Genomic DNA, 23,293 nt, shown 5'->3' on the forward strand with positions numbered 1-23,293 from the left:
AAAAAAACAAAAATAACTTATTTGAGAGTATTAACTAGCTTTTTTTCTTTTATAAGCGATAATAATGATGATTTGTTTGTTTTTTCCTTTGATATGAAGAAAATTAGATTTAGAACAGAAAAATCAGAAGAAAATTAAATTATCTTAATGAAAATGAAATTATAAGGCTAAATAATGTTTTAGAGAAAGAAAAAGCAAAAAAGAAGTTTACAATAGTTTTAGAAAAAACTTATGCTTTATGGAGGACTTAGAATTTCTGAAGCTTTAAATGTAAAACTTTGTGATTTTGAAGAGGTTGATGATGAAATATTAAAAATATCCATAATAGGCAAGGGCGGTAAAGAACAATTTGCATTTATTAAAAAAGAAGAAGTAGATGATGAGCTTGAATATTTTAAAGAAAATATCCAAGATAGTGATTACATAATGCAAACTAGCACAGGAAAACATTTAAATAGAAGCAATGCTTTTTTGATTGTAAATAATATTTACGCTAAAGCTTTGATCAGCAAAAAAGGACTTCATTTGCTTAGACACACTTTAGCCATGAGATTAACAGCCAAAGGAACAAACCTTGTGGAATTCTAAGACATGCAAAACTAAATACTACTGCTATATATGCCAAAGCAACAAATGATACAATAAAAGCTGCGTTATTGAATAATTAATTTTTCTAAAATTGAGTATTTGCATAGACTTCAAGAAGAAGTCTATGTGTTTAAAATTGTTCTAATAAAAGTTTAGGTTCTCCGCCAAGTATTTTGATGAAATTTGCAATTCTTGATTGTATTATTTCTACGGAATACATACCTCCTAAACCGCCTAAAGCATAAAATAATTCTTCGAAAATGTCTTCTTTGTTAAATTCAAGTTCTTCTATGTCAATAAGAACAGGAGTTCGGCTACATTTTTGTAAATTTTGATATATTTTGACTAAAATCTTGATTTTTTGTAGATTACTTTCAGCCTCTAAATAAGAATTTAAGTGTATTATTAGGGTTTTTATGAGTTTTTCTCTATTTTCTTTATTTTCAAGAAATTCACCCCCCCCCCGCCCGAGTGAATGCTTCTTTTAAATATTTGTTTTTCATATTATTCCTTTTTATATAAAATCAAGTAAAATAAAATCTTTTAATTTTGGGCATATTTCGCACAAATAATCACTATACCATTGCATCAACTCCCTTCTCTCTTTTAAATTTTGTGCAAAATTATATGAAGCTTTAACCTTATTTTTTTCCGTATGCGCCAAACACATTTCTATAATATTGCTACTAAACTGATGTTTTTGAATATTTTCGTGAGCTAGAGTACTAAACATAGATCTAAAACCATGTGGAGTAAAATCTTCATTTGAATATCCCATTCTTCTAAATACCATTCTTACTGTATTATCACTCAAGATCTCATTTAGTCCATCGCCTTTCTTTTTTGTTTAATGGATTTAAATAAAAGATCATGATGACTTATTTGTTTGTATTCTTTTAATAATTGCACTGCAATATCACTTAGATGTATACAATGCGCTTTTTTCATTTTCATTTTTGAAGCAGGTATGTTCCACAAGCCATTTTCTAAATCAATATCTTCCCAAGCAGCACTTCTTATGCTAAAACTTCTTTGCGCAGTAAGAAGCGACAATAAGATTGCCATTTTTGTATTTGTATCACATTGTATATAAATAATATTTTCAATTAATTCTTTAATTTTTGAAACTTCCGTAATAGTCGCAAAATGTCTTGTTTTTTTGTTATAGACCAAATCCTTTCTTTTTATACCAAGCATAATATTATTTTCAATCATCTCTTTGTTAACTGCATAAGTTAATGTTGTAAATATTTTTTTACCGACTTCGGATTTTTTTGTAGTTTTATTTTTTCAAGAACATTTAAAATGTCGCTTCTTTTAAGATTACTAATGGGAATATCTCCTATAATAGGATAGCAATGATTTTCCATTCGCTTAATAGACTCATTGAGAGTGCGTTTTGTTATGTCGTTTTTTTGAAGAAAATACTGTTCAGCAATTTTTCTAAAACTTGTATCACATCCTTCTTTTTTTCTTATACTTTCATTAGTTTTTAGTAAAGTTTTTATCTCATTTTTTTATCTCGAGCTTCTTTAATTGATATTTGCGGAAATTGCCCCAAAGTTATTCTTTTTAATTTTCTTGTTTTTGGATCTTTACAATCAAATACAAAAGACTTTTTGCCGCTAGGATAAACTAATACAAATAAATTATCACTATCGCTAATTAAAAATTTTTTATCTTTTGGACTAATATTTACTATATCTTTCTGTGTAAGCATTTAAAAATAGACTCCTTGTGGTAATTTCTCCTAACTTTTTAGAATAAAAAATAAAAAGTTAGGAGAAAAGTTTCGAAATGAATTTTAACGGAAAAAACTTTAATTTAGGCTTTATATAGCTATAAATGCCTATTTTATCGATATTTTATAAGCATGATATTTATAGTAGTTTATAGTATCGATGGTGCGGTTAGCGAGATTTGAACTCGCACACGCGGAGCGCACCACCCCCTCAAGATGGCGTGTCTACCAATTCCACCATAACCGCATAGAAAAAAGCCCAAAAAAAGGGCTTTAATAAGTTTTATTGTAAAACTATAAAAGGATTTGCATAAAGTGCTATTAGCGCGATAACAAGAGCATAGATAACTTGTGCTTCAATCATCGCTAAAGCGATAAACATAGTTGTCATTAATTTTGGCCCAAGACCAGGGTTTCTAGCTGTTCCTGCAATTGTTGCCGCTGCAGTATTACCCATACCGATAGCACCACCAAGTGCTGCAACACCAAGACCTAAGCCTGCTGCAAGAACTGAAAATGCTTTAATCCATACATTAATAGCTTCTTGCTCTACTGGAGCATTAGTTTCAGCTGCAAAAGCTACTGCTGCACATGCTAATAATAAAAAAAGAACTTTTTTCATTGTCTTAACCTTTCTATAAAAAAAATTTTTCAATTTTTAAATCAGTTCGGCTTGCGTATCCCTACTTAAGACTTAAAAATAAAGCCGAATTATAACCAAAAGTATCTTTATTTTTATTGAAATTTACAAAAATTCACATTTTTGATTTAAATTTGATTGTTTTCAATAAAGCTTAAAAGTTTTTTTGCTTTAATAATATTTTAAAATAATTTTTAAGTTAAGGTTGTAACATTGAGTTCTAAATTTTCAAAAATAGGTTTCATTTTAGCGGTAGCAGGTTCAGCGGTGGGCTTGGGTAATGCTTGGAAATTTCCAACATTAGTAGGTCAAAGTGGTGGATCTGCTTTTATCTTGCTTTATATAATTCTTACTTTAGGTGTAGGTTTTGTGATATTTTTAGCTGAGCTTAGCATAGGAAAAATTAGCGAAAAAGATCCGGTTAATGCCTATGAAAAGTTAGCACCTTCAAATAAAAAAGCTTGGTCTTATGTTGGTTTTACTATGGTGGGGGCGATTTTAATAGTTTCTTTTTATACCTTGGTGATTGGCTGGATAGTTAAATATGTGTTTTTAAGTATCACTGGAAATTTGCCTATGGATCTAGAAGTAAGTAAAGCACAGTTTGGATTTTTTACAAGTGAGGATTTTTTAAGTCAGTTTATTTGTTTTACTTTGGTTTTTTTATGTGTTTTTTATATTGTTTCTAAAGGTGTTAAGAATGGGATTGAAAAGTTAAATGTTTGGATGATGCCTTCATTGTTTATTTTACTTATTTTGATGCTTGTTTATGCTATTAGTAAAGATGGTTTTATGATGGCGGTTAAATTTCTTTTTGTACCTGATTTTTCCAAAATCAACACTTCAAATGTTCTTGAAGCCTTAGGACTTGCTTTTTTTAGTCTTTCTTTGGGCGTTGGAACGATTATTACTTATTCTGCTAGTCTGCCTGATAAAACCAATTTTATTACCAGTACTTTAAATATTATTTTTATCAATCTTTTAGTTGGTTTATTAATGGGTTTGGTTGTTTTTACTTTTATCTTTGAATTTGGCTACAATCCTAATCAGCAAGGACCAGGACTTGTTTTTATTTCCTTAGCTACTTTATTTGAAAAAATTGGGGTGATTGGTTGTATTTTTGGAGCAGCATTTTTTATTTCTTTAATCTTTGCTGGTATTACTTCAGCTGTTTCAATGATAGAGCCTTTTGCTTTTTATCTTATTAATACTTTTGGCATGAGCCGTAAAAAAGCTTTGATTTTAATAGGAATTGTTGTTTATATTTTAGGAATGTTGTGTATTTTATCTTCTTTAAAAAGTACTCAGTTTGGATTTTTTGGAATGAGTTTTTTTGATTTGCTTGATAGTGTTTCAAGCAAGGTTATTATGCCTTTAGGTGGAATTTTGGCAGCTATTTTTGTGGGATTTGTGATGAAAAAAGATGCTTTAAAAATTTTATTTGAACCTTATATGAGCGGTATATTTTTTGAACTTTGGTATGTGTTTTTGAGATTTATTTCCCCTTTGGCTGTTGTTATAGTTATGATAGCCGCTTTTTTAAAGTGAGTTTGAAAAATAATGAGAACATATTTTTCAAAAATCGGTTTTGTATTGGCTGTTGCTGGTGGAGCCGTTGGTTTAGGTAATGCTTGGAAATTTCCAACTTTAAGTGCAGAAAATGGTGGTTTTGTTTTTGTGCTTTTATATTTGTTTTTTACCTTAACTATAGGATTTAGTATTTTTTTGGCTGAAGTGGCTATGGGACGTTTAAGTAAAAGTGATCTTGCAAATGCTTATTCAAATCTTGCTATAAAATATGGCAATAGATGGCGATATGGCGGCGTTTTTATGTTAGGTGGTATTTTTGTCCTCTCTTTTTATCTAGTTATCATGGGATGGGTTTTAAAATATACTGTAGTGAGTCTTTATTATCTTCCTAAAACTTTAGATGAAGCAGCAAGTAATTTTCAGAATTTAATCACTACAAATTTGACAAGTTCTGTTTTTTTCTTCACTTTATCTTTTTTTCTTACTTTATTGATAGTATCTAAAGGTTTAATCAAAGGGATTGAAAAATTAAACGTTGTTATAATGCCTAGCTTATTTTTAATGCTTGTTTTTATGTTGTTTTATTGCATGGGATTTAAGCAAGGTTTTGCAAATGCTTTTTCTTATTTATTTTATCCTGATTTTTCACACTTTAAATTTAGCTCTATTGCCGAAGCCTTAGGGCTTGCATTTTTTACCTTATGCTTGGGAATAGGTTGTATAGTTACATATTCATCAGCCTTGGATAAAAAAACAAATTTTATAAAAAGTTCAGTGTATATTGTTTTGATTAACTTATTGATTTCTTTTATTATGGGACTTATTGTTTTTACTTTTATCTTTGAATTTGGAGCCGATCCACATACTCAAGGAGCGGGGATTGTTTTTGTATCCTTGATGAGTTTGTTTAATCAGCTTGGGATTTTAGGCTATATTTTTGCATTTTGTTTTTTCTTAGCACTTTTTTTTGCTGGTATTACTTCAGCTGTTTCAATGATAGAGCCTTTAACTTTTTATATGATTAATAACTATCAAATTTCTCGTGCTAAAGCTCTATTTTTAATAGGTTTATTTGTTTTTGTTTTTGGAATTTGTTGTATCTTGTCGTTAAATTTAAATTTTTTTTCTATGTTTAGTTTTTTTGGCAAAGATTTTTTTACTTTATTAGATAAATTAACTTCAAATTTTTTACTTCCACTTGGTGCTATAGCATGCTCTATATTTGTAGGTTTTTTTATGAATAAAAAACAAATTTATAAAATTTTTTCTAAATTTATAAGTCGAAAAATTTTCTTAATTTGGTTGTTTTTTATTCGTTTTATATCGCCTATAGCAATAATTTTGGTAATGTGTTATCAAATTTTTGTATAATAATGAAAAAATATTTTTTAAGGAAAAATAATGGCTAAAAAATTCATCGATGTAATGGATACAAGCTTTAGGGATGGTTTTCAGTCTGTTTATGGAGCTAGGGTTTTAATGGATGATTTTTTTCCTGCAGTAGAAGCAGCAAAAGAAGCAGGCATTACACATTTTGAATTTGGCGGTGGTGCTAGATTTCAAAGCTTGTATTTTTATCTTAATGAAGATGCTTTTACCATGATGGATAAATTTAGGGCTATTGTAGGAAAAGATACCAATCTTCAAACTTTAGCAAGAGGGGTCAATACCGTTACTTTAGATACTGGAAGTAGTGAACTTATTGATTTGCATGCAAAACTTTTTGCAAAACACGGTACTACAACGATAAGAAATTTTGATGCCCTTAATGATGTAAATAATTTAAAATTTAGTGGTGAATGTATAGTAAAACATGGGTTAAAGCATGAAATTACTATCACTTTAATGGATTTACCGCCAAATTGTAAAGGTGCCCATGATGTGCCTTTTTATGAAAAAATTTTAAAAGAAATTTTAGCAGCAGAAATTCCTTTTCATAGTATTTGTTTCAAAGATGCAAGTGGGACTTCTAATCCAAATAAAATTTATGAAACCATTAAAATGGCTAGAAAAATTTTACCTCAAGATACACACATTAGACTTCATACGCATGAAACTGCAGGAGTGAGTATAGCCTGCTATCTTGCAGCACTTGAAGCAGGGGTTGATGGTATCGATTTGGCTGCGGCTCCAGTAAGTGGCGGAACCTCTCAGCCTGATATTTTAACCATGATGCATGCTTTAAAAGGCAAAGATTATGATTTAGGCGGACTTGAGGAAGAAAAAATTCTAAAATACGAAGAAGTTTTAAAAGATTGTTTAAAAGAATATTTTTTACCACCTGAAGCTACTATGGTAAATCCACTTATTCCTTTTTCTCCTATGCCAGGAGGAGCTTTAACAGCAAATACACAAATGATGAGAGATAATAATATCTTAGATAAATTTCCACAAGTCATTCATGCTATGAGAGAAGTTGTAGAAAAAGGTGGATTTGGTACTTCGGTTACTCCAGTTTCTCAATTTTATTTTCAACAAGCTTTTAATAATGTGATGTTTGGACCTTGGAAAAAAATAGCAGAAGGTTATGGAAAAATGGTGCTTGGTTATTTTGGAAAAACTCCTGTTACACCCGATGCAAATATTGTTGAACTTGCTTCAAAACAACTTAATTTAGAACCTACTACAGAGCTTGCTATTAATATAGCTGATAAAGATGAGAGTAAAAGTATAGTTTATACCAAAACCTTGCTTGAAAAAGAGAGTATAGAAACGAGTGAAGAAAATATATTTATTGCAGCAGCTTGTAAAGAAAAAGGTATAGCATTTTTAAAAGGAGAGGCAAAGGTAAATGTACGCAAATTAGCTAGTATGCCAAAGCCTATGAGTGTAGATGAAAACAAATTTACCGTAGCTGTAAATGGTAATAAATATCATGTAGAGGTAAGCTATGGTTTTGATAAAGATGTTAATGTTAAAAGTGTAAAAAAAGTAGAAGAAAATAAAAATATTGTTTCTTCAAATTCAACAAGTTCTGTAGATGCTGAAAATGAAGTTTTAGCAGGTATTTCAGGTAATGTCTTTAAAATTTATGTTAACGAAGGTGAAGAAGTAAAATCAGGTCAAGCCATCATGGTTTTAGAAGCAATGAAAATGGAGATTGAGGTTAATGCTCCAAAAGATGGAATTATTTCAGAGCTTTGTATTAAAATAGGCGATACTGTTAACGAAGGCGAAGTATTAGCTATCTATAAGAATTAAAGTGAGGGAAAGATGAAAAAATTTGATAATTTAGGTTTGGATAATATAAAAGAAATTTTTCATAATTTAAGTTATGATGAATTAAATGCTCATGAAAAAGCAAATAATGAAGGTTTAAGTACGGATAATGATACTTTTTGTGTAGATACAGGGATTTTTACAGGTAGAAGTCCTAAAGATAAATATTTTGTAAAACAAGATCCATCTAGTAAGTATATTGCTTGGGGAAAGGTAAATCAGCCCATTACAAAAGAATTATTTGATAAGCTTTTGACCAAAGCAAAACAAGAATTAAGTGGAAAGAAAATTTATGTTCAAGATGCTTTTTGTGGCGCTTCTTTGCAAAGTCGCAAAGCAGTAAGATTTGTTACTGAAATTGCATGGCAAGCGCATTTTGTTAAAAATATGTTTATTCGCCCAAGTCAAGAAGAACTTGAGAATTTTAAAGCAGATTTTATTGTTTATAATGCTTGCAAATGTATCAATGAAGATTACAAACAAGATGGTTTAAATTCAGAGGTTTTTGTAATCTTTAATGTTGAAGAAAATATAGCAGTTATTGGTGGAACTTGGTATGGCGGAGAAATGAAAAAAGGTATTTTTTCTATGATGAATTATTGGTTGCCACTAGAAAATAAACTTTCTATGCATTGTAGTGCAAATGTCGGAGAAAAAGGTGATGTAGCACTTTTCTTTGGACTTAGTGGCACTGGAAAAACTACACTCTCAACCGATCCAAAAAGAAAACTTATAGGTGATGACGAACATGGTTGGGATGATGAAGGTGTATTTAATTTTGAGGGTGGTTGTTACGCAAAAACAATCAATCTCGATCCTGAACATGAGCCTGAAATTTATGGTGCCATTAAAAGAAATGCACTTTTAGAAAATGTAGTTTTAAGAGCCGATAAGAGTGTTGATTATGCTGATGCTTCAAAAACAGAAAATACAAGAGTTTCTTATCCTATAGAGCATATTGAAAATCATGAGCCTAGTCTAAAAGCAGGGCATCCAAAAAATATTATATTTTTAAGTGCAGATGCTTTTGGAATTTTACCTCCAGTAAGTAAACTAAGCAAAGAGCAGGCTATGTATTATTTTTTAAGTGGTTATACAGCAAAAGTAGCTGGAACTGAGCGTGGTATTTTAGAACCTCAAGCAACTTTTTCAGCTTGTTTTGGAGAACCTTTTATGCCTTTGCATCCAACGGTTTATGCGAGATTACTTGGTGAAAAGATTGAAAAGCATGAAGCTAATGTTTATCTTGTTAATACAGGCTGGAGCGGTGGAAGCTACGGTGTGGGTAAAAGAATGAGCATTAAGGCTACTAGGGCTTGCATTAATGCTATTCTAGATGGAAGTATTGCAAAATGCGAATTTGAAAATTTTGAAGTGTTTGATTTAGCTATTCCAAAAGCTTTAGAAGGTGTAGAAAGCACGCTTTTAAATCCTATAAATACTTGGTCAGATAAAAATAATTATATTGCAACAAGAGATAAATTAGCACATATGTTTATACAAAATTTTAAACGTTATGAAGATGTCAAAGAAGGCATTGAATTTAGCAAATTTGGACCAAAAATTTAAGGCATTTAAATGAAAAATGAAATGTGGTCAGGACGCTTTAGTGGTGCAAGTGATGAGCTTTTAAAAGAATTTAATGCAAGTTTAAATGTAGATAAAACTTTGTTCAATGAAGATATACAAGGTTCTATAGCACACGCTACAATGCTTGAAAGTTGTGGTATTTTAAAAAAAGAAGAATTAGATGCTATTATAAAAGGTTTAGAGCAGGTTAGAAGTGAAATAGAGCAAGGCAAATTTATTTTTGATATTAAAGATGAAGATATTCATATGGCTATAGAAAAGCGTTTAAGCGAGCTTATAGGTAGTGAAATTGGTGGAAGACTTCATACTGCAAGAAGTAGAAATGATCAAGTGGCTACTGATTTTAAACTTTTTGTCAAAAAATCTCATATTGAACTTATAAAGCTTTTAAAAGAATTGATTCAAACCATGCTCGAACATGCCAAAGTGCATAAAAAAACTATTATGCCAAGTTTTACACATTTACAACACGCTCAGCCTGTGAGTTTTTCTTTTTATATTTTAGCTTATGCTTTTATGCTAATGCGAGATATTAAGCGTTTGCAAAATAGTCTAGAACTCGCTGATTTTTCGCCACTTGGGTCTTGTGCGTGTGCAGGAACAAGCTATGCCACCAATCGTGAGTTGAACGCTAAAATTTTAGGATTTAAAGATATTATGCCAAATGCTATGGATGGAGTGAGTGATAGAGATTTTGCTCTTGATTTACTTTATGATATAGCAGTTATTTTTACACACACTTCAAGACTTTGCGAGGAAATGATTTTATTTTCAAGTTCGGAATTTTCTTTTATATCCATAAGTGATAGTTTTTCAACAGGAAGTTCTATCATGCCTCAGAAAAAAAATCCCGATGTTTGTGAACTTATACGCGGAAAAACAGGGCGTGTCTATGGAAATCTGATTTCTCTTTTAACTATAATGAAAGCTCTACCTTTAGCTTACAATAAAGATATGCAAGAAGATAAAGAAGGGCTTTTTGATAGTGTAAAAACCGCTAAAGATAGTTTAATCATCTTAAATGCAATGTTAAAAGAAATACGAATTGATAAAGAAAATATGCTTAATGCTTGTAAAAAAGGTCATTTGTTGGCTACCGATTTGGCGGATTATTTGGTGCGTGAAAAAAATATTCCTTTTAGAAAAGCACATTTTATAGTGGGAAATGTTGTTGCACAAGCTGAAGCACAAGGTATTGATATAAGTGAAATTAAAGATCTTTCAAAAATAGATCCTGTATTTGATGAAAAAGCTATGGAACTTTTAAATTTTGAATTTTCTTTAAATTCTAAGCAAAGTGAAGGCTCAAGTTCTATTGCAAGCGTAGAAAAGCAAATTCAAATTTTGGAAGGTTTTATTCAAAATTTATAAATATTGTTTAGGCTATTTTGCCTAAACATTGAATCTAAAATGCATTACATCGCCGTCTAAAACGATATAGTCTTTTCCTTCAAGGCGTAGCTTTCCTGCTTCTTTGGCGCCATTTTCGCCTTTGTATTGGATATAGTCTTCATAGGAAATAACTTCAGCTTTTATAAAGCCTTTTTCAAAGTCATTATGAATCACGCTCGCTGCTTTTGGTGCTTTCCAGCCTTTTTTGATTGTCCAAGAACGCACTTCAACTACACCAGCGGTAAAATAACTGATCAGTCCAAGCTTAGTAAAAGCAGTGCGTATGATTTGATCAAGACCGCTTTCGTTAACTCCTAGAGAACTTAAAAATTCATGGCTTTCTTCATCGCTTAATCCTACTAATTCTTCTTCGATTTTTGCACAAAGCTTGATAACTTCATGATCATTTTTTTTAGCATATTCTTTTAAAGCTTTTACATAATCATTATCTTCACTAATACCATTTTCATCAACATTTGCACCATAAATCACTTCTTTAGCAGAAAGCAGTCTTAATTCTTTGCTTAAGGCTTGATAAATTTCGTTTTCTTTTTCAGGATAAGAACTTGCAGCTAAGCCTTTGTTTAAATGATCAAGTAAAGAATTTGCAAGTTCGAGGCTTTCTTTAGCACCCTTTTGGTTGGCTTTGGTTTCTTTGGTGAGTTTTTCTATTTTTTTACTAAGTTGTTCAATATCTGCTAAAATAAGCTCTGTATTGATAATTTCTACATCACGCAAAGGATTAACTCCACCTTCAACATGGGTGATATTTTCTTCATCAAAACAACGCACTATGTGTAAAATAATCTCAGTTTCGCGTATATTTGAAAGAAATTTATTTCCTAAGCCTTCACCCTTACTTGCACCTTTAACAAGTCCAGCGATATCTACAAATTCTATTAAAGAATGCATAATTCTTTCAGGTTTTACGATTTTAGCAAGTTCATTAAGTCTTAAGTCAGGAACTTCAACCATGGCTTTGTTAGGCTCTATGGTACAAAAAGGATAGTTTGCACTTTGGGCATTTTGTGCTTTAGTTAAAGCATTAAAAGTCGTTGATTTGCCAACATTTGGAAGTCCTACTATACCTACGCTTAAACTCATTTAGCTTTCCTTAAAATTTGAATTAGATAATTAACACACATTCTAACTCCAGCTCCACCTGCACCAAAACTAGAATATCCCCAAGATTTTTCCGTATAAGCAGGTCCTGCTATGTCAAGATGTAACCATTTGTCTTTATATTCTTTACGAATAAATTTATCTAAAAATAACCCCGCGGTAATTGCGCCTCCATAGCGACTAGAGGCAGTGTTGCTAATATCGGCAATATTTGATTTTATAAGTTCTCTTAAGTGGGGGTTAAAGTGTAAGATTGTAGTATATTCTCCACTTTTTTTAGAGCTTAGATAAAAATCATTTTGCAATTCTTCATTGTTTCCCATAATAGCACTTGTAAATTCTCCAAGTCCTACAACACAAGCTCCAGTAAGTGTTGCCATATCGATAAGTAAATCAGGTTTTAAATCTTGTGCAAAAGAAAGACAATCAGCTAAAACCAAGCGTCCTTCTGCATCTGTATTTCTTACTTCTATACTTACGCCTTCGCGACTGATTAACACATCATCAGGCTTATAAGCATTGCCGCCTATCATATTTTCAGTTGCACCTAAAATACAATGCACTTCTAAATCTAAAGCAAGCTCGGCTACGGCTTTTATGATCCCCATTGCTGCTGCTGCACCGCTTTTATCAGCTTTCATTGTAAGCATAAAATCAGCTGGTTTTAAGCTTAATCCACCGCTATCGTAAGTTAAGCCTTTTCCAACAAATACAACACGTTTTTTTGCATTTTTGGCTTTATAGCTTAGATGAATGAGGCGTGGTGGATGTACCGAGGCACGATTGACTGCCAAAAAAGCATTCATTTTTTCTTTGGCCAAAAATTTTTCATCATAAATTTTACAAATAATGTTTTTATTTTCTTTAGCTAAATTTTGCGCATCTTCTGCCATTTTTAAAGGGGTGTAAATTTCAGGAATTTCATTGACTATATTTTTGGTAAAATTTGTAGCATTGGCTAAAATTTCTCCACGCTCTAAACCTATCTTAGCTTCATCTTTATTAAATTTCTTACCATTTAATTCTTCACTTGAAATAATAAATCTTTCTAAAGTTCTTGTTTTTTTCTCGCTTTTATATTTGTCAAATTTATAAGCTCCAAAAAGTACGCCTTCAACTAAAGATGTAAAACTTCTAACTACACAATCTCCTATTATGCTAGGAAGTTTTACGCTTTTTATATTAAGCTTTTCAAGAGTTTTATATGCTGTGCAAAGACTTAATCTTATATCCTCATAAGCAAGGCTTTTAAGCTCTAAATAAAGCTTTTTATTGTTTAAGTCTAGTAATACACCTTCGCCTTTGTAATTATTAAGTTTAAAAAAATCTTTTTCTTTGTTAAAATTTTTTAAATTTTTATCCTGTATAAAAATAAGTTCAAAGTCTGCTTTTATAGCATCTAGTTTTTTATCGTTTAATTCAAATTTCATGATTTTTTCCTTTTATCTTTAAGTATAGCTTTTTCCATTTGTTTAAAACCAAATAATAAAAGGGATAAAAAAGCTATAATAATAATGGCTGCATAATACCAATGTTCTTCAGCCCAAGTCACCATCTTCCAAATTTGTTCTCCAAAATACCAAGCTAAAAGTATAGTGATTGATGCCCAAACCCAAGCACTAAAAAGATTGATAATAGCAAATTTTTTTGCACTATAACGCGTGACTCCTATACTCATAGGTATAATGGTTCTAAAGCCATACATATAGCGTTGTATAAAAATAATAGGCCAACCAAAACGTTGTAAAAGTAAGTGTGCTACTGCAAATTTACGCCTTTGGGTTTTTAATTTTTTTTGTATGTAGCGTTTATTATATCTTCCTATATAGAAATAAATTTGATCGCCTACAAAACCACCAAGTCCTGCTATAAATATAACAAAGCCTAAATTTACATGTCCTTGATGGGCAAAAATACCTGCCAAAATTAAAGCCAACTCCCCTTCTAAAATACACCATAAAAAAATAATAATATATGCTAGATCTTTGTATTGGTAAAGTAAATTTTTTAAAAATTCTTCCATTTGCGCCTTTCTATAGTTTTAAATTTCTAAAACACTATAAACTGAAGTAAGTTTTTCAAGTTTATTTGCTCCATTTAAATCTTTAAGATTCATTAAAAAACAAGCTTCAACGCATTTTGCTCCAGCTTTTTGAATGAGTTCATACGAAGCTATAGCTGTTCCGCCAGTTGCTATTAAATCATCTACAAGTAAAACCTTTGCATTTTGAATATTTTTAAATGCATCTTTATGAAGTTCTACTTTATCGCTGCCATATTCAAGATCATATTCGCAGCTAAAGGTTTCAAAAGGGAGTTTTCCAGGTTTTCTAATAGGCACAAAAGGAAGATTAAGTTTTGCACAAATCATAGATGCAAAGATAAATCCTCTGCTTTCTGTTCCTGCTATGAAGTCTAGATTGTAATCTTTGTAGCGTTCTTTTAAATGTTTAAGTAGAAAATTTAAAGCCTCTTTGTTATTTAGTAGAGTGGTAATATCTCTAAAAATAATTCCTTTTTTTGGAAAATCAGCAATAATTCTAATGCTATCAAGCAGGTATTTTTGTTCTTCTTGTGTTAGTTTTATCATAATAATGCCTCGATTTTTGCTTCTAATTCTTTAATTCTTTGTCTTAGTTTGTCATTTTCTAAACGATATTGAGAATTTCTAGTTCTTAAAGATGTAAGGTCTGCTTTGATTTTATTAAGCTCTTCTGTGAGTATATCTATATTTCCAAGACTTCTTTGAAGTTGGATTTGTAGTTTTCTAATAACAATCTCAGTATCATCAAGATTGTTTTTGATAAAATCTTTTGATGTTTTTTCTTTATTAAGTAGAGTTTTATAGTAAAACAACATTACAATCAGATAGATAGTTGCACAAATTAATATAGTTAAAACAAGCCAGTTTGTAAACATTATATTTTTACCTCAATTTTTTGAATTCTTTGCATATGTCTCCCTTCTTCAAAAGGAGTTTGAATGAATTTTTCTATAATATCTGTAGCTAATTCAATCCCGATTAATCTTCCACCTAATGCCAAAACATTGGCATCATTATGTCTTCTTGCAAGTTCCGCACTTAAGCTTTCATGGCATAATGCGCAGCGAATGTTTTTATGACGATTTGCTGCAATAGAAATTCCAATTCCACTTCCACAAATAAGAATGCCAAAGCTTCGTTTGTCTATTTTTTCGGCAAGTAAATGTGCATAATCAGGATAATCACAGCTTGCGCAAGTGTTTGTTCCTAAATCGTTAAAAATTATATTTTTTTCTTTTAAAAATACGCAAATTTTTTCTTTTAATTCAAAACCAGCATGATCACTAGCAATATAAATTTTTTCCCTAAGCATTGGTTTCCTAATTACTATATAAAATAAGATAAAAATCTAATCTTATCATATTAAATCATAAAAACAGCTTTTCTTTTTTTAAAAATAAGCTTTATTTTTCTTTATATATGTTAGAATTTGCGACAAGAAAAATAAAATTTCAATAAATTAAGGGGAGAAGAAAATGAAGCTCATACTCATAGGATCTTCAACAGGTGGTCCTAATCAGCTTAAATTTCTTTTAAAGGATATTGATATAAAAAATACTTGTGTAGTTATAGCTCAACACATGAGTGTTAGTTTTATTCCATCTTTTGTGAGGCAATTTAATAAGGAGGCTTTTAGTGAAGTGTGCTTATTGAACGATAAAGAGATATTAAGCAATAAAATTTATATTTGCCCTAAAAATACTATTTTATCTGGAAATTTAAATATTGTAGCCTCTTGGCAAGATGTGGTATCAAGTTTTAAGCCAAGTGTAGATTTGCTTTTTCATTCCGCTGTTTCTTTGGCAAAAACAAATAAAATACTTGCTATTATTTTAACGGGTATGGGAGATGATGGCGCAAAAGGTTTATTTGAGCTTTATAAAACAGGGGTTAGATGTTTATGTGAGAATGAGGCAGATAGCGTCGTTTATGGTATGCCAAAAAGAGCAAAAGATATGAATCCACATTTAAAACCTATGAGCTTAAAAGAAATTAAAAAAGAAATTATAAATTTTATTGATCAGGATTAATAAAAGGAAAATTACATGGAAAAAAAAATAACTCCTAGCGAATTAGAACTTAATGAATTTATAAAAATTATCAACGAAATGAGCGGTATTGATTTAACCGATAAAAAAAATATATTAGCTTTAAAGTTGAATAAATTTCTTGAAGGAACTAATACTAAAAATTTTTCCGAATTTTTGGGAAAATTAAAAAGTAATAGACAACTTAAACAAGAAACTTTAGATTTTGTAACCATAGGTGAAACTTATTTTTTAAGAGAATTGGCTCAATTGAAAGAAATAATTTATTATGCCAAAAGCTTAGAAAAGAGAGTAAATATCCTAAGTGCCCCTTGTTCAAGTGGAGAAGAAGTATATTCTTTAGCGTTACTGGCTGCACAGAATTTTATTAAAGATATGTATGTTTTAGGCATTGATATTAATTCAAGCGTGATTGAAAAAGCAAAACTTGGAAAATATCAAGGAAGAACTTTACAGCGATTGAGTGAGAGTGAAAAAAGAAGGTTTTTTTTAGAAAGCGAAGATAAATTTTATACTATTAATAAAAATGAGCTTTGTACCTGTAAATTTGAACTTTGCAATGTTTTTGAAGAAAAATTTTCAAGATTGGGAAAATTTGATATTATAGCTTCTAGAAATATGATTATTTATTTTGATCATGAATCAAAACTAAAACTTATGGAGAGATTTCATAGAATTTTAAATGACAAAGGAAGGCTTTATATTGGCAATGCTGATTTGATTCCAGAGACTATTTATTTTAAAAAGATTTTCTCTCCAAGAGGTGTTTACTATGAAAAAGTATAAATTCTAAAAATTACTAAAAGTTACACTTTGGAAATTTATTGGTAAAAATAAGTTACATTTTGAAGTAGTTTTCTTTATTTAATGATAAAATAATTTTAATTAATTTTATATTTAGTTAGAAATAAAGGAAAAAACTTGATTGAATTAAAAAATGTAAATAAATACTACGGAACTCATCATGTTCTAAAGAATATCAATCTTTCTGTTAAAGAAGGTGAGAAGCTTGTTATTATAGGTCCAAGTGGAAGTGGAAAAAGTACAACTATCCGTTGCATGAATGGGCTTGAAGAAGTTAGTTCAGGCGAGGTAGTAGTTAACAATCTTGTTTTAAATCATAAAAATAAAATTGAAATTTGTCGAAAATATTGTGCAATGGTTTTTCAGCATTTTAATTTATATCCACATATGACGGTTTTGCAAAATTTAACCTTAGCTCCAATGAAACTTCAAAAAAAATCTAAAAAAGAAGCTGAAGAAACAGCTTTTAAGTATTTAAAAGTCGTAGGTTTAGTGGATAAAGCAAATGTTTATCCAGCAACCCTTTCAGGCGGACAACAACAACGCGTTGCTATAGCAAGATCACTTTGTACTAAAAAACCCTATATTTTATTTGATGAACCTACTTCAGCCCTTGATCCAGAAACCATACAAGAGGTTTTAGATGTAATGAAAGAAATTTCACGCCAAAGCAATACTACTATGGTGGTTGTTACACACGAAATGGGTTTTGCAAAAGAAGTAGCAGATAGGATTATTTTTATGGAAGATGGCGCTATTGTGGAAGAAAATATTCCTAGTGAATTTTTCTCAAATCCAAAAACCGAAAGAGCGCGACTCTTTTTAGGGAAAATTCTTAAAAATTAACCAAAATTGAAAGGAGAAAAAATGGTTTTTAGAAAATCTTTATTAAAGTTGGCAGTTTTTGCTCTAGGTGCTTGTGTTGCATTCAGTAATGCTAATGCAGCAGAAGGTAAACTTGAGTCTATTAAATCTAAAGGACAATTAATAGTTGGTGTTAAAAATGATGTTCCACATTATGCTTTACTTGATCAAGCAACAGGTGAAATTAAAGGTTTTGAAGTAGATGTTGCCAAATTGCTAGCTAAAAGTATATTAGGTGATGATAAAAAAATAAAACTAGTCGCAGTTAATGCTAAAACAAGAGGCCCTTTGCTTGATAATGGTAGTGTAGATGCAGTGATAGCAACTTTTACTATTACTCCAGAGAGAAAAAGAATTTATAATTTCTCAGAGCCTTATTATCAAGATGCTATAGGGCTTTTAGTTTTAAAAGAAAAAAAATATAAATCTTTAGCTGATATGAAAGGTGCAAATATTGGAGTAGCTCAAGCTGCAACTACAAAAAAAGCTATAGGTGAAGCTGCTAAAAAAATTGGTGTCGATGTTAAATTTAGTGAATTTCCTGATTATCCAAGTATAAAAGCTGCTTTAGATGCTAAAAGAGTTGATGCGTTTTCTGTAGACAAATCAATATTGTTAGGTTATGTGGATGATAAAAGTGAAATTTTACCAGATAGTTTTGAACCACAAAGTTATGGTATTGTAACCAAAAAAGATGATCCAGCTTTTGCAAAATATGTTGATGATTTTGTAAAAGAACATAAAAGTGAAATTGATGTTTTAGCGAAAAAATGGGGTTTATAATATGAATGAAAGTGTAGGTTTTGTTGAACATTTAAGACAAATTCTTACTTCTTGGGGTTTATATGATGAAAATAGTATAAGCCCTTTTGCGGTATGGAAATTTTTAGATGCTTTGGATAATAAAGATGCTTTTATTAATGGTTTTATTTATACTTTAGAAGTAAGCATTCTTGCTTTGCTTATAGCTACAATTTTTGGAACTATAGGCGGAGTTATGGCTACAAGTAGATTTAAAATTATCAGAGCCTACACTAGAATTTACGTAGAGCTTTTTCAAAATGTTCCTTTGGTAATACAAATTTTCTTTTTGTTTTATGCCTTGCCTGTTTTAGGTATAAGGCTTGATATATTTACTATTGGTGTATTGGGTGTTGGGGCTTATCACGGAGCTTATGTAAGCGAGGTGGTTAGAAGTGGAATTTTGGCTGTACCAAGAGGTCAGTTTGAAGCTTCTGCGTCTCAAGGGTTTACTTATATTCAACAAATGCGTTATATTATAGTACCTCAAACCATTAGAATTATTTTACCACCGATGACCAATCAAATGGTAAATTTAATCAAAAATACCTCTGTATTGCTTATTGTAGGTGGAGCTGAGTTAATGCATTCTGCTGATAGCTATGCAGCTGATTATGGAAATTATGCGCCAGCTTATATATTTGCAGCGGTTTTATATTTTATAATTTGTTATCCTTTGGCTTATTTTGCAAAAGCTTATGAAAATAAATTAAAAAAAGCACATTTAACGAGATAAAGGGTTGTTAATGGAAAATGTTTTTAATGCACAAAATATTGAATTTTTAATGCAAGGTTTATTTCTGACATTAAAAATAGCCTTAGCAACTTGTATTATTTCGATTATTTTTGGAACTTTTTTAGCTATAACTAAAAATTATGGGGATAGATTAAGTAAATTTTTAGCAGCTTGCTATATAGATATTTTTAGAAATACTCCTTTATTATTATGGATGCTTGCAGCTTGTTTTGTTCTACCTGTATTTTTTGGACAATTTCCTCAAGCTTTTTGGGGTACTATAGGATTTTCACTTTATACGAGTTCGGTTATGGCTGAAATTATTAGAGGTGGATTAAATTCTATACCAAAAGGTCAGTTTGAAGCAGCTTATTCTCAAGGTTTTGGTAAATTTTTTACTCTTTTTTATATTATTTTACCACAAACTTTTAGAAAAATAATACCTGCTTTATTATCTCAAATTGTAACCACTGTAAAGGATACAGCTTATTTAGCGGGTTTAGGTATAGCTGAACTTACTTATAATTCAAAAACTATATTGGCAAAACTAAGAAGTTTTGAAGAAATTTTAGCGATGATAGGTGTTGTTGCGGGAATTTATTTTATAATATGTTTTTCACTTTCTATGTTAGTAAGATATTATGCTAAAAAGACAGCTTACATTTCTTAAAAAAGCTTATATTTTTATATAAGCTTTTTAAATTTACAGCAGTTTTTAACATTTTTTTTATTAAAATCTTTTGTATTAATTCATAATTTTATTGATTAAGGTTTTTTATGCGAGGTTATAAAATTTTTTCAGGCTCAGCTAATGTGGAATTTGCAAGACAAGTTTCTAAATATCTTTCCCTGCCTTTAAGTGATGCTGGAGTAAAACGATTTAGTGATGGAGAGATTAGTGTTCAAATTGATGAGAGCGTACGCGGAAAGGATGTTTTTATTATTCAAAGTACTTGCGCTCCTACAAACGATAATTTAATGGAACTTTTAATTCTTACAGATGCTTTGCGTCGCTCAAGTGCAAATTCGATTACGGCTATTATCCCATATTTTGGCTATGCGAGACAAGATAGAAAAGCAAATCCTAGGGTGCCAATTACTGCTAAACTTGTGGCTAATTTGATTCAGGCAGCTGGGATTGATCGCGTAGCTACGATAGATTTGCATGCAGGGCAAATTCAGGGTTTTTTTGATATTCCAGTAGATAATCTTTATGGAAGTATAGTTTTTAATGATTATATTAAAGCCAAACATTTTAAAAATGCTATTATAGGAAGTCCAGATATAGGCGGTGTTGCAAGAGCTAGGAGTGTTGCAAAGCATTTAGGACTTGATATAGTTATAGTTGATAAGCGTCGCGAAAAAGCCAATGAAAGTGAAGTAATGAACATCATTGGAGATGTAAAAGATAAAGAAGTTATCCTAGTAGATGATATTATTGATACTGCTGGCACTATAGTTAAAGCTGCAGAAGCTTTAAAAGAAAAAGGTGCAAAATCTGTTATGGCTTGCTGTACTCATGCAGTTTTAAGTGGAAAAGCCTATGAGAGAATAGCAAGTGGAGCTTTAGATGAGCTTGTAGTAACAGATACCATACCTTTAAAAGAGCAATTACCAAATATTAAAGTATTAAGTGTTACATCTGTTTTTGCTGAAGTAATACGTCGTGTTTATCATAACGAAAGTGTAAATTCTCTCTTTATTTAGATTAAAAAAGCTTAAAGATTGTTTTTAAGCTTTTCATTTTTATGCTACTTAAAGAAACAAAAAACATATATTTTTTAAAAATGTGAAAAAACTAAACATCTTTCTATACAATTTAATCTATAAATCTGTTATTCTTTGAAAATATTTTATTTTCTTAGGAGAAATTATGACACAGTTAAGTACTAAAATTTTATGGTTGCTTGTTGCAACTTTAGGCGCTATTTGTTTTGGTTATTTAGCTTTACAAAATGGCGAAAGTGTATCAGCGATTTATTTGGTGGTTGCTGCTGTATGTATTTATATGATAGGATATAGATTTTATGGGCATTTTGTAGCTTATAAGGTTTTAGAACTTGATAAAAATCGCGCAACACCAGCACTTGTAGAAAATGATGGGCGTGATTTTGTGCCTACAAATAAGGCTGTATTATTTGGACATCATTTTGCTGCTATTGCAGGAGCAGGTCCATTAGTAGGACCTATCTTGGCTGCTCAAATGGGATATTTGCCTTCTATGCTTTGGATTTTAGTAGGAGGAGTTTTAGCGGGTGCTGTGCATGATTTTGTTGTTCTTTTTATATCTACTCGTAGAAAAGGTAGAAGTCTTGGCGAGATGATTAAGGATGAGATGGGTAAATTTACAGGTGGAGTTGCTATGGTGGCGATTTTTGGCATTATGCTTATTATTATTGCCATTTTAGCTATGGTGGTTGTAAAAGCTTTAGCAGAATCTCCATGGGGTTTATTTACTATCGCAATGACTATTCCTATAGCAATATTTATGGGAATTTATATGCGTTTTATCCGTCCAGGTAGAGTAGGGGAGGCTTCTATAATAGGTTTTGTGCTTTTAATTTTGGCTATTCATTATGGTAGCGTTATAGCTGCTGATCCTTATTGGGCTAAAATATTTACTTTAGAAGCTCCAACTTTGGCAATTGTTATGATGGCTTATGGTTTTATTGCTTCTGTTTTACCTGTGTGGTTTTTACTTGCTCCAAGAGATTATCTTTCAACTTTTTTGAAAATCGGTGTTATTGTGGTAATGGCTGTAGCTATTGTTTTGGTTGCTCCTGATTTGCAAATGCCAAAAGCAAATACTCAGTATTTTGATGGAACAGGTCCAGTATTTGCAGGTGGAGTATTTCCATTTTTATTTATTACCATTGCTTGTGGTGCGATCAGTGGTTTTCATGCTTTGATTTCTAGTGGAACTACTCCTAAAATGCTTGAAAACGAAACTCATGCCTTAGCTGTTGGATATGGCTCTATGCTTGCTGAAAGTGCTGTGGCGATTATGGCTTTAATTTGTGCTTGTATTTTACATCCAGGTCTTTATTTTGCTATAAATTCAAGCTCTGCTTTGATAGGAACAGATGTTGTAAGTGTAGCACAAACCATTTCAAGTTGGGGATTTAGCATTACTCCTGAAGAAATTACTACTTTGACTACAAATATAGGAGAGCATACTATACTTTCAAGAACAGGTGGAGCTCCAACTTTTGCTATAGGTGTAGCTTTGATCTTGCATGAACTTTTTGGCGGCGTGGATTTGATGGCTTTTTGGTATCATTTTGCTATATTGTTTGAAGCTTTATTTATTTTAACAGCGGTGGATGCTGGGACAAGGGCTTGTCGTTTTATGGTGCAAGATATATTGGGTAATGTTTATAAACCTTTAGGAGATATTCATAATTATCCAGCTGGACTTTTGGCTACGGCTTTAAGTGTTGCAGGTTGGGGATATTTTCTTTATCAAGGTGCCATTGATCCTAAGGGAGGAATTTATACGCTTTGGCCTCTTTTTGGCGTGAGTAATCAAATGCTTGCGGGTATGGCTTTGCTTCTTGCTACAACTATACTTGTAAAAATGGGCAAGGCAAGATATACTTGGGTTACTTTAGTACCTGCGGTATTTGTCTTAGTGGCAACTCTGTATGGAGGAATTCAAAAAATTATGCCTTATGAAGAAGGCAATAAAGTAGCAAATGCGGTAAGTCATGTAGCCGCCGTTAGCATACAAAGTCAAAAAATTAAAGATTTAGAATTTAAATTAAATAATACTAAAGATGAAAAAGAAATTTCTACAATTAAAAAAGAAATTTCAATAGCCACTCAAAGTAAAGTTGGAAATTTACTTAATGCAATTCTTTGTGTGTTCTTTATGATAGCTACCTTGCTTGTTATAATTTCTTGTATAGGAATTTGCTTAGGTAAAATTAAAATTCCTCTTAAAGAAACTAAGTATATTAAGATTGATGAATTTCAAAAAATTTAAGTATTATTATGAAAAAGCCGAAAGGTTTTTTCATCCCTTGGTGGGACTTTCTAGTTATGATAAGTATTTAGAACACATGAAACAAAAACATCCAGGAAAAATTCCAAAAACCAGAGGGGAATTTTTCAAAGAATGTCTAGATAAAAAATATAATAGTGGCGGTTTAAATAAATGCTGATAAGCTTAAAG

At 30.9% G+C, this 23,293-nt stretch carries 26 protein-coding genes and 1 tRNA gene; 15 read left to right on the top strand and 12 right to left on the bottom strand.

The window, feature by feature from the left end; all coding sequences use genetic code 11:
• Window positions 1-231 precede the first annotated feature (231 nt).
• On the top strand, window positions 232-588 hold the full coding sequence (locus AJ936_RS10445; RefSeq protein ID WP_148116010.1) for a site-specific integrase: 357 nt from the start codon (window positions 232-234) through the stop codon (window positions 586-588).
• 514 nt (window positions 589-1,102) lie between these two features.
• Here AJ936_RS10445 and AJ936_RS09835 read toward each other — a convergent pair.
• The 6 genes from AJ936_RS09835 to AJ936_RS00545 form a co-directional block, all read right to left on the bottom strand.
• Entirely contained in the window at window positions 1,103-1,402 is a 300-nt protein-coding gene (locus AJ936_RS09835) for a hypothetical protein (RefSeq protein ID WP_002881695.1), read from the bottom strand.
• An 8-nt stretch (window positions 1,403-1,410) separates the two neighbouring features.
• Window positions 1,411-1,803, bottom strand: coding sequence for a tyrosine-type recombinase/integrase (locus tag AJ936_RS09840; RefSeq protein WP_079860827.1), 393 nt, complete (start codon window positions 1,801-1,803; stop codon window positions 1,411-1,413).
• Between the two features lie 20 nt (window positions 1,804-1,823).
• Window positions 1,824-2,096, bottom strand: a complete 273-nt coding sequence (locus tag AJ936_RS10730) for a phage integrase central domain-containing protein (RefSeq protein ID WP_374220172.1) — start codon at window positions 2,094-2,096, stop codon at window positions 1,824-1,826.
• Complete coding sequence (locus AJ936_RS09845; protein WP_002881691.1) at window positions 2,093-2,308, bottom strand: Arm DNA-binding domain-containing protein; 216 nt, start codon at window positions 2,306-2,308, stop codon at window positions 2,093-2,095. The genes AJ936_RS10730 and AJ936_RS09845 overlap by 4 nt, the downstream gene beginning before the upstream one ends.
• A gap of 182 nt (window positions 2,309-2,490) precedes the next feature.
• A tRNA-Leu gene (locus AJ936_RS00540) sits at window positions 2,491-2,576 on the bottom strand.
• 36 nt (window positions 2,577-2,612) lie between these two features.
• Window positions 2,613-2,951 (bottom strand): F0F1 ATP synthase subunit C, encoded by a 339-nt coding sequence (locus AJ936_RS00545; RefSeq protein WP_002853683.1) that lies wholly within the window; start codon window positions 2,949-2,951, stop codon window positions 2,613-2,615.
• 231 nt (window positions 2,952-3,182) lie between these two features.
• Here AJ936_RS00545 and AJ936_RS00550 point away from each other — a divergent pair, with 231 nt between their 5' ends.
• The 5 genes from AJ936_RS00550 to argH are packed head-to-tail and all read left to right on the top strand — an operon-like array spanning window position 3,183 to window position 10,679.
• A complete protein-coding gene (locus tag AJ936_RS00550) occupies window positions 3,183-4,517 on the top strand; it encodes a sodium-dependent transporter (protein WP_044779223.1) in 1,335 nt (444 codons plus the stop codon).
• A 12-nt stretch (window positions 4,518-4,529) separates the two neighbouring features.
• The gene (locus tag AJ936_RS00555) at window positions 4,530-5,870 is read left to right on the top strand and encodes a sodium-dependent transporter (RefSeq protein WP_044779224.1); all 1,341 of its coding nucleotides are present in this window, start codon (window positions 4,530-4,532) and stop codon (window positions 5,868-5,870) included.
• 30 nt (window positions 5,871-5,900) lie between these two features.
• On the top strand, window positions 5,901-7,700 hold the full coding sequence (locus AJ936_RS00560; protein WP_002861624.1) for a biotin/lipoyl-containing protein: 1,800 nt from the start codon (window positions 5,901-5,903) through the stop codon (window positions 7,698-7,700).
• 12 nt (window positions 7,701-7,712) lie between these two features.
• Entirely contained in the window at window positions 7,713-9,287 is a 1,575-nt protein-coding gene (gene pckA, locus AJ936_RS00565) for a phosphoenolpyruvate carboxykinase (ATP) (RefSeq protein ID WP_004305981.1), read from the top strand.
• Between the two features lie 9 nt (window positions 9,288-9,296).
• Entirely contained in the window at window positions 9,297-10,679 is a 1,383-nt protein-coding gene (gene argH / locus AJ936_RS00570) for an argininosuccinate lyase (protein ID WP_053872310.1), read from the top strand.
• A 21-nt stretch (window positions 10,680-10,700) separates the two neighbouring features.
• Here argH and ychF read toward each other — a convergent pair whose 3' ends face one another.
• Genes ychF through rpiB form a run of 6 tightly spaced genes read right to left on the bottom strand, consistent with a single transcriptional unit; the run spans window position 10,701 to window position 15,178 of the window.
• Window positions 10,701-11,804: a redox-regulated ATPase YchF gene (gene ychF / locus AJ936_RS00575; RefSeq protein ID WP_053872309.1), complete on the bottom strand. Its 1,104-nt coding sequence runs from the start codon at window positions 11,802-11,804 to the stop codon at window positions 10,701-10,703.
• A complete protein-coding gene (locus tag AJ936_RS00580; RefSeq protein ID WP_053872308.1) occupies window positions 11,801-13,252 on the bottom strand; it encodes a leucyl aminopeptidase in 1,452 nt (483 codons plus the stop codon). The genes ychF and AJ936_RS00580 overlap by 4 nt, the downstream gene beginning before the upstream one ends.
• Entirely contained in the window at window positions 13,249-13,845 is a 597-nt protein-coding gene (locus AJ936_RS00585) for a DedA family protein (protein WP_002861619.1), read from the bottom strand. Before AJ936_RS00585 ends, AJ936_RS00580 begins: the two co-directional genes overlap by 4 nt.
• Window positions 13,846-13,863: 18 nt before the next feature.
• On the bottom strand, window positions 13,864-14,412 hold the full coding sequence (gene apt, locus AJ936_RS00590) for an adenine phosphoribosyltransferase (protein ID WP_044779227.1): 549 nt from the start codon (window positions 14,410-14,412) through the stop codon (window positions 13,864-13,866).
• A complete protein-coding gene (locus AJ936_RS00595) occupies window positions 14,409-14,741 on the bottom strand; it encodes a membrane protein (protein WP_002853247.1) in 333 nt (110 codons plus the stop codon). The genes apt and AJ936_RS00595 overlap by 4 nt, the downstream gene beginning before the upstream one ends.
• On the bottom strand, window positions 14,741-15,178 hold the full coding sequence (rpiB, locus tag AJ936_RS00600; protein ID WP_002861617.1) for a ribose 5-phosphate isomerase B: 438 nt from the start codon (window positions 15,176-15,178) through the stop codon (window positions 14,741-14,743). The genes AJ936_RS00595 and rpiB overlap by 1 nt, the downstream gene beginning before the upstream one ends.
• A gap of 163 nt (window positions 15,179-15,341) precedes the next feature.
• Between rpiB and AJ936_RS00605 the strand changes: the two genes are divergently transcribed.
• The 9 genes from AJ936_RS00605 to kcuS all read left to right on the top strand — a co-directional run bounded on the left by AJ936_RS00605 (window position 15,342) and on the right by kcuS (window position 23,282).
• Window positions 15,342-15,896 (top strand): CheB methylesterase domain-containing protein, encoded by a 555-nt coding sequence (locus AJ936_RS00605; protein ID WP_053872752.1) that lies wholly within the window; start codon window positions 15,342-15,344, stop codon window positions 15,894-15,896.
• Window positions 15,897-15,911: 15 nt separating this feature from the next.
• Window positions 15,912-16,700 (top strand): CheR family methyltransferase, encoded by a 789-nt coding sequence (locus AJ936_RS00610; RefSeq protein ID WP_053872753.1) that lies wholly within the window; start codon window positions 15,912-15,914, stop codon window positions 16,698-16,700.
• 135 nt (window positions 16,701-16,835) lie between these two features.
• The gene (locus AJ936_RS00615; protein WP_052858624.1) at window positions 16,836-17,564 is read left to right on the top strand and encodes an amino acid ABC transporter ATP-binding protein; all 729 of its coding nucleotides are present in this window, start codon (window positions 16,836-16,838) and stop codon (window positions 17,562-17,564) included.
• Between the two features lie 21 nt (window positions 17,565-17,585).
• Window positions 17,586-18,365, top strand: coding sequence for a bifunctional adhesin/ABC transporter aspartate/glutamate-binding protein PEB1a (gene peb1A / locus AJ936_RS00620; RefSeq protein ID WP_070273946.1), 780 nt, complete (start codon window positions 17,586-17,588; stop codon window positions 18,363-18,365).
• A gap of 1 nt (window position 18,366) precedes the next feature.
• Window positions 18,367-19,119 (top strand): amino acid ABC transporter permease, encoded by a 753-nt coding sequence (locus AJ936_RS00625; RefSeq protein ID WP_002853332.1) that lies wholly within the window; start codon window positions 18,367-18,369, stop codon window positions 19,117-19,119.
• Window positions 19,120-19,129: 10 nt separating this feature from the next.
• Window positions 19,130-19,789: an amino acid ABC transporter permease gene (locus AJ936_RS00630; RefSeq protein WP_053872756.1), complete on the top strand. Its 660-nt coding sequence runs from the start codon at window positions 19,130-19,132 to the stop codon at window positions 19,787-19,789.
• A gap of 107 nt (window positions 19,790-19,896) precedes the next feature.
• Window positions 19,897-20,826 carry a ribose-phosphate pyrophosphokinase gene (locus AJ936_RS00635; protein ID WP_002861611.1) on the top strand — a complete coding sequence of 310 codons (930 nt, stop codon included), beginning with the start codon at window positions 19,897-19,899 and terminating at the stop codon, window positions 20,824-20,826.
• 166 nt (window positions 20,827-20,992) lie between these two features.
• A complete protein-coding gene (locus AJ936_RS00640) occupies window positions 20,993-23,104 on the top strand; it encodes a carbon starvation CstA family protein (protein ID WP_070273947.1) in 2,112 nt (703 codons plus the stop codon).
• A complete protein-coding gene (gene kcuS / locus AJ936_RS00645) occupies window positions 23,085-23,282 on the top strand; it encodes a KCU-star family selenoprotein (RefSeq protein WP_002867452.1) in 198 nt (65 codons plus the stop codon). The genes AJ936_RS00640 and kcuS overlap by 20 nt, the downstream gene beginning before the upstream one ends.
• The last annotated feature ends 11 nt before the right edge of the window (window positions 23,283-23,293 follow it).

Origin of the sequence: Campylobacter sp. BCW_6877 (genome assembly GCF_001762445.1) — a bacterium.
Taxonomy (GTDB): Bacteria; Campylobacterota; Campylobacteria; order Campylobacterales; family Campylobacteraceae; genus Campylobacter_D; species Campylobacter_D jejuni.

Coding starts and splice junctions, on each gene's coding strand:
- AJ936_RS00610 (WP_053872753.1), top strand. CDS start 15,912: ATGGAAAAAAAAATAACTCCTAGCGAATTAGAACTTAATGAATTTATA.
- AJ936_RS10445 (WP_148116010.1), top strand. CDS start 232: ATGCTTTATGGAGGACTTAGAATTTCTGAAGCTTTAAATGTAAAACTT.
- peb1A (WP_070273946.1), top strand. CDS start 17,586: ATGGTTTTTAGAAAATCTTTATTAAAGTTGGCAGTTTTTGCTCTAGGT.
- AJ936_RS00560 (WP_002861624.1), top strand. CDS start 5,901: ATGGCTAAAAAATTCATCGATGTAATGGATACAAGCTTTAGGGATGGT.
- AJ936_RS00580 (WP_053872308.1), bottom strand. CDS start 13,252: ATGAAATTTGAATTAAACGATAAAAAACTAGATGCTATAAAAGCAGAC.
- rpiB (WP_002861617.1), bottom strand. CDS start 15,178: ATGCTTAGGGAAAAAATTTATATTGCTAGTGATCATGCTGGTTTTGAA.
- AJ936_RS00595 (WP_002853247.1), bottom strand. CDS start 14,741: ATGTTTACAAACTGGCTTGTTTTAACTATATTAATTTGTGCAACTATC.
- argH (WP_053872310.1), top strand. CDS start 9,297: ATGAAAAATGAAATGTGGTCAGGACGCTTTAGTGGTGCAAGTGATGAG.
- AJ936_RS00605 (WP_053872752.1), top strand. CDS start 15,342: ATGAAGCTCATACTCATAGGATCTTCAACAGGTGGTCCTAATCAGCTT.
- ychF (WP_053872309.1), bottom strand. CDS start 11,804: ATGAGTTTAAGCGTAGGTATAGTAGGACTTCCAAATGTTGGCAAATCA.
- AJ936_RS00635 (WP_002861611.1), top strand. CDS start 19,897: ATGCGAGGTTATAAAATTTTTTCAGGCTCAGCTAATGTGGAATTTGCA.
- AJ936_RS00625 (WP_002853332.1), top strand. CDS start 18,367: ATGAATGAAAGTGTAGGTTTTGTTGAACATTTAAGACAAATTCTTACT.
- apt (WP_044779227.1), bottom strand. CDS start 14,412: ATGATAAAACTAACACAAGAAGAACAAAAATACCTGCTTGATAGCATT.
- AJ936_RS00555 (WP_044779224.1), top strand. CDS start 4,530: ATGAGAACATATTTTTCAAAAATCGGTTTTGTATTGGCTGTTGCTGGT.
- AJ936_RS00640 (WP_070273947.1), top strand. CDS start 20,993: ATGACACAGTTAAGTACTAAAATTTTATGGTTGCTTGTTGCAACTTTA.
- AJ936_RS00630 (WP_053872756.1), top strand. CDS start 19,130: ATGGAAAATGTTTTTAATGCACAAAATATTGAATTTTTAATGCAAGGT.
- kcuS (WP_002867452.1), top strand. CDS start 23,085: ATGAATTTCAAAAAATTTAAGTATTATTATGAAAAAGCCGAAAGGTTT.
- AJ936_RS09840 (WP_079860827.1), bottom strand. CDS start 1,803: ATGATTGAAAATAATATTATGCTTGGTATAAAAAGAAAGGATTTGGTC.
- pckA (WP_004305981.1), top strand. CDS start 7,713: ATGAAAAAATTTGATAATTTAGGTTTGGATAATATAAAAGAAATTTTT.
- AJ936_RS09845 (WP_002881691.1), bottom strand. CDS start 2,308: ATGCTTACACAGAAAGATATAGTAAATATTAGTCCAAAAGATAAAAAA.
- AJ936_RS00585 (WP_002861619.1), bottom strand. CDS start 13,845: ATGGAAGAATTTTTAAAAAATTTACTTTACCAATACAAAGATCTAGCA.
- AJ936_RS00545 (WP_002853683.1), bottom strand. CDS start 2,951: ATGAAAAAAGTTCTTTTTTTATTATTAGCATGTGCAGCAGTAGCTTTT.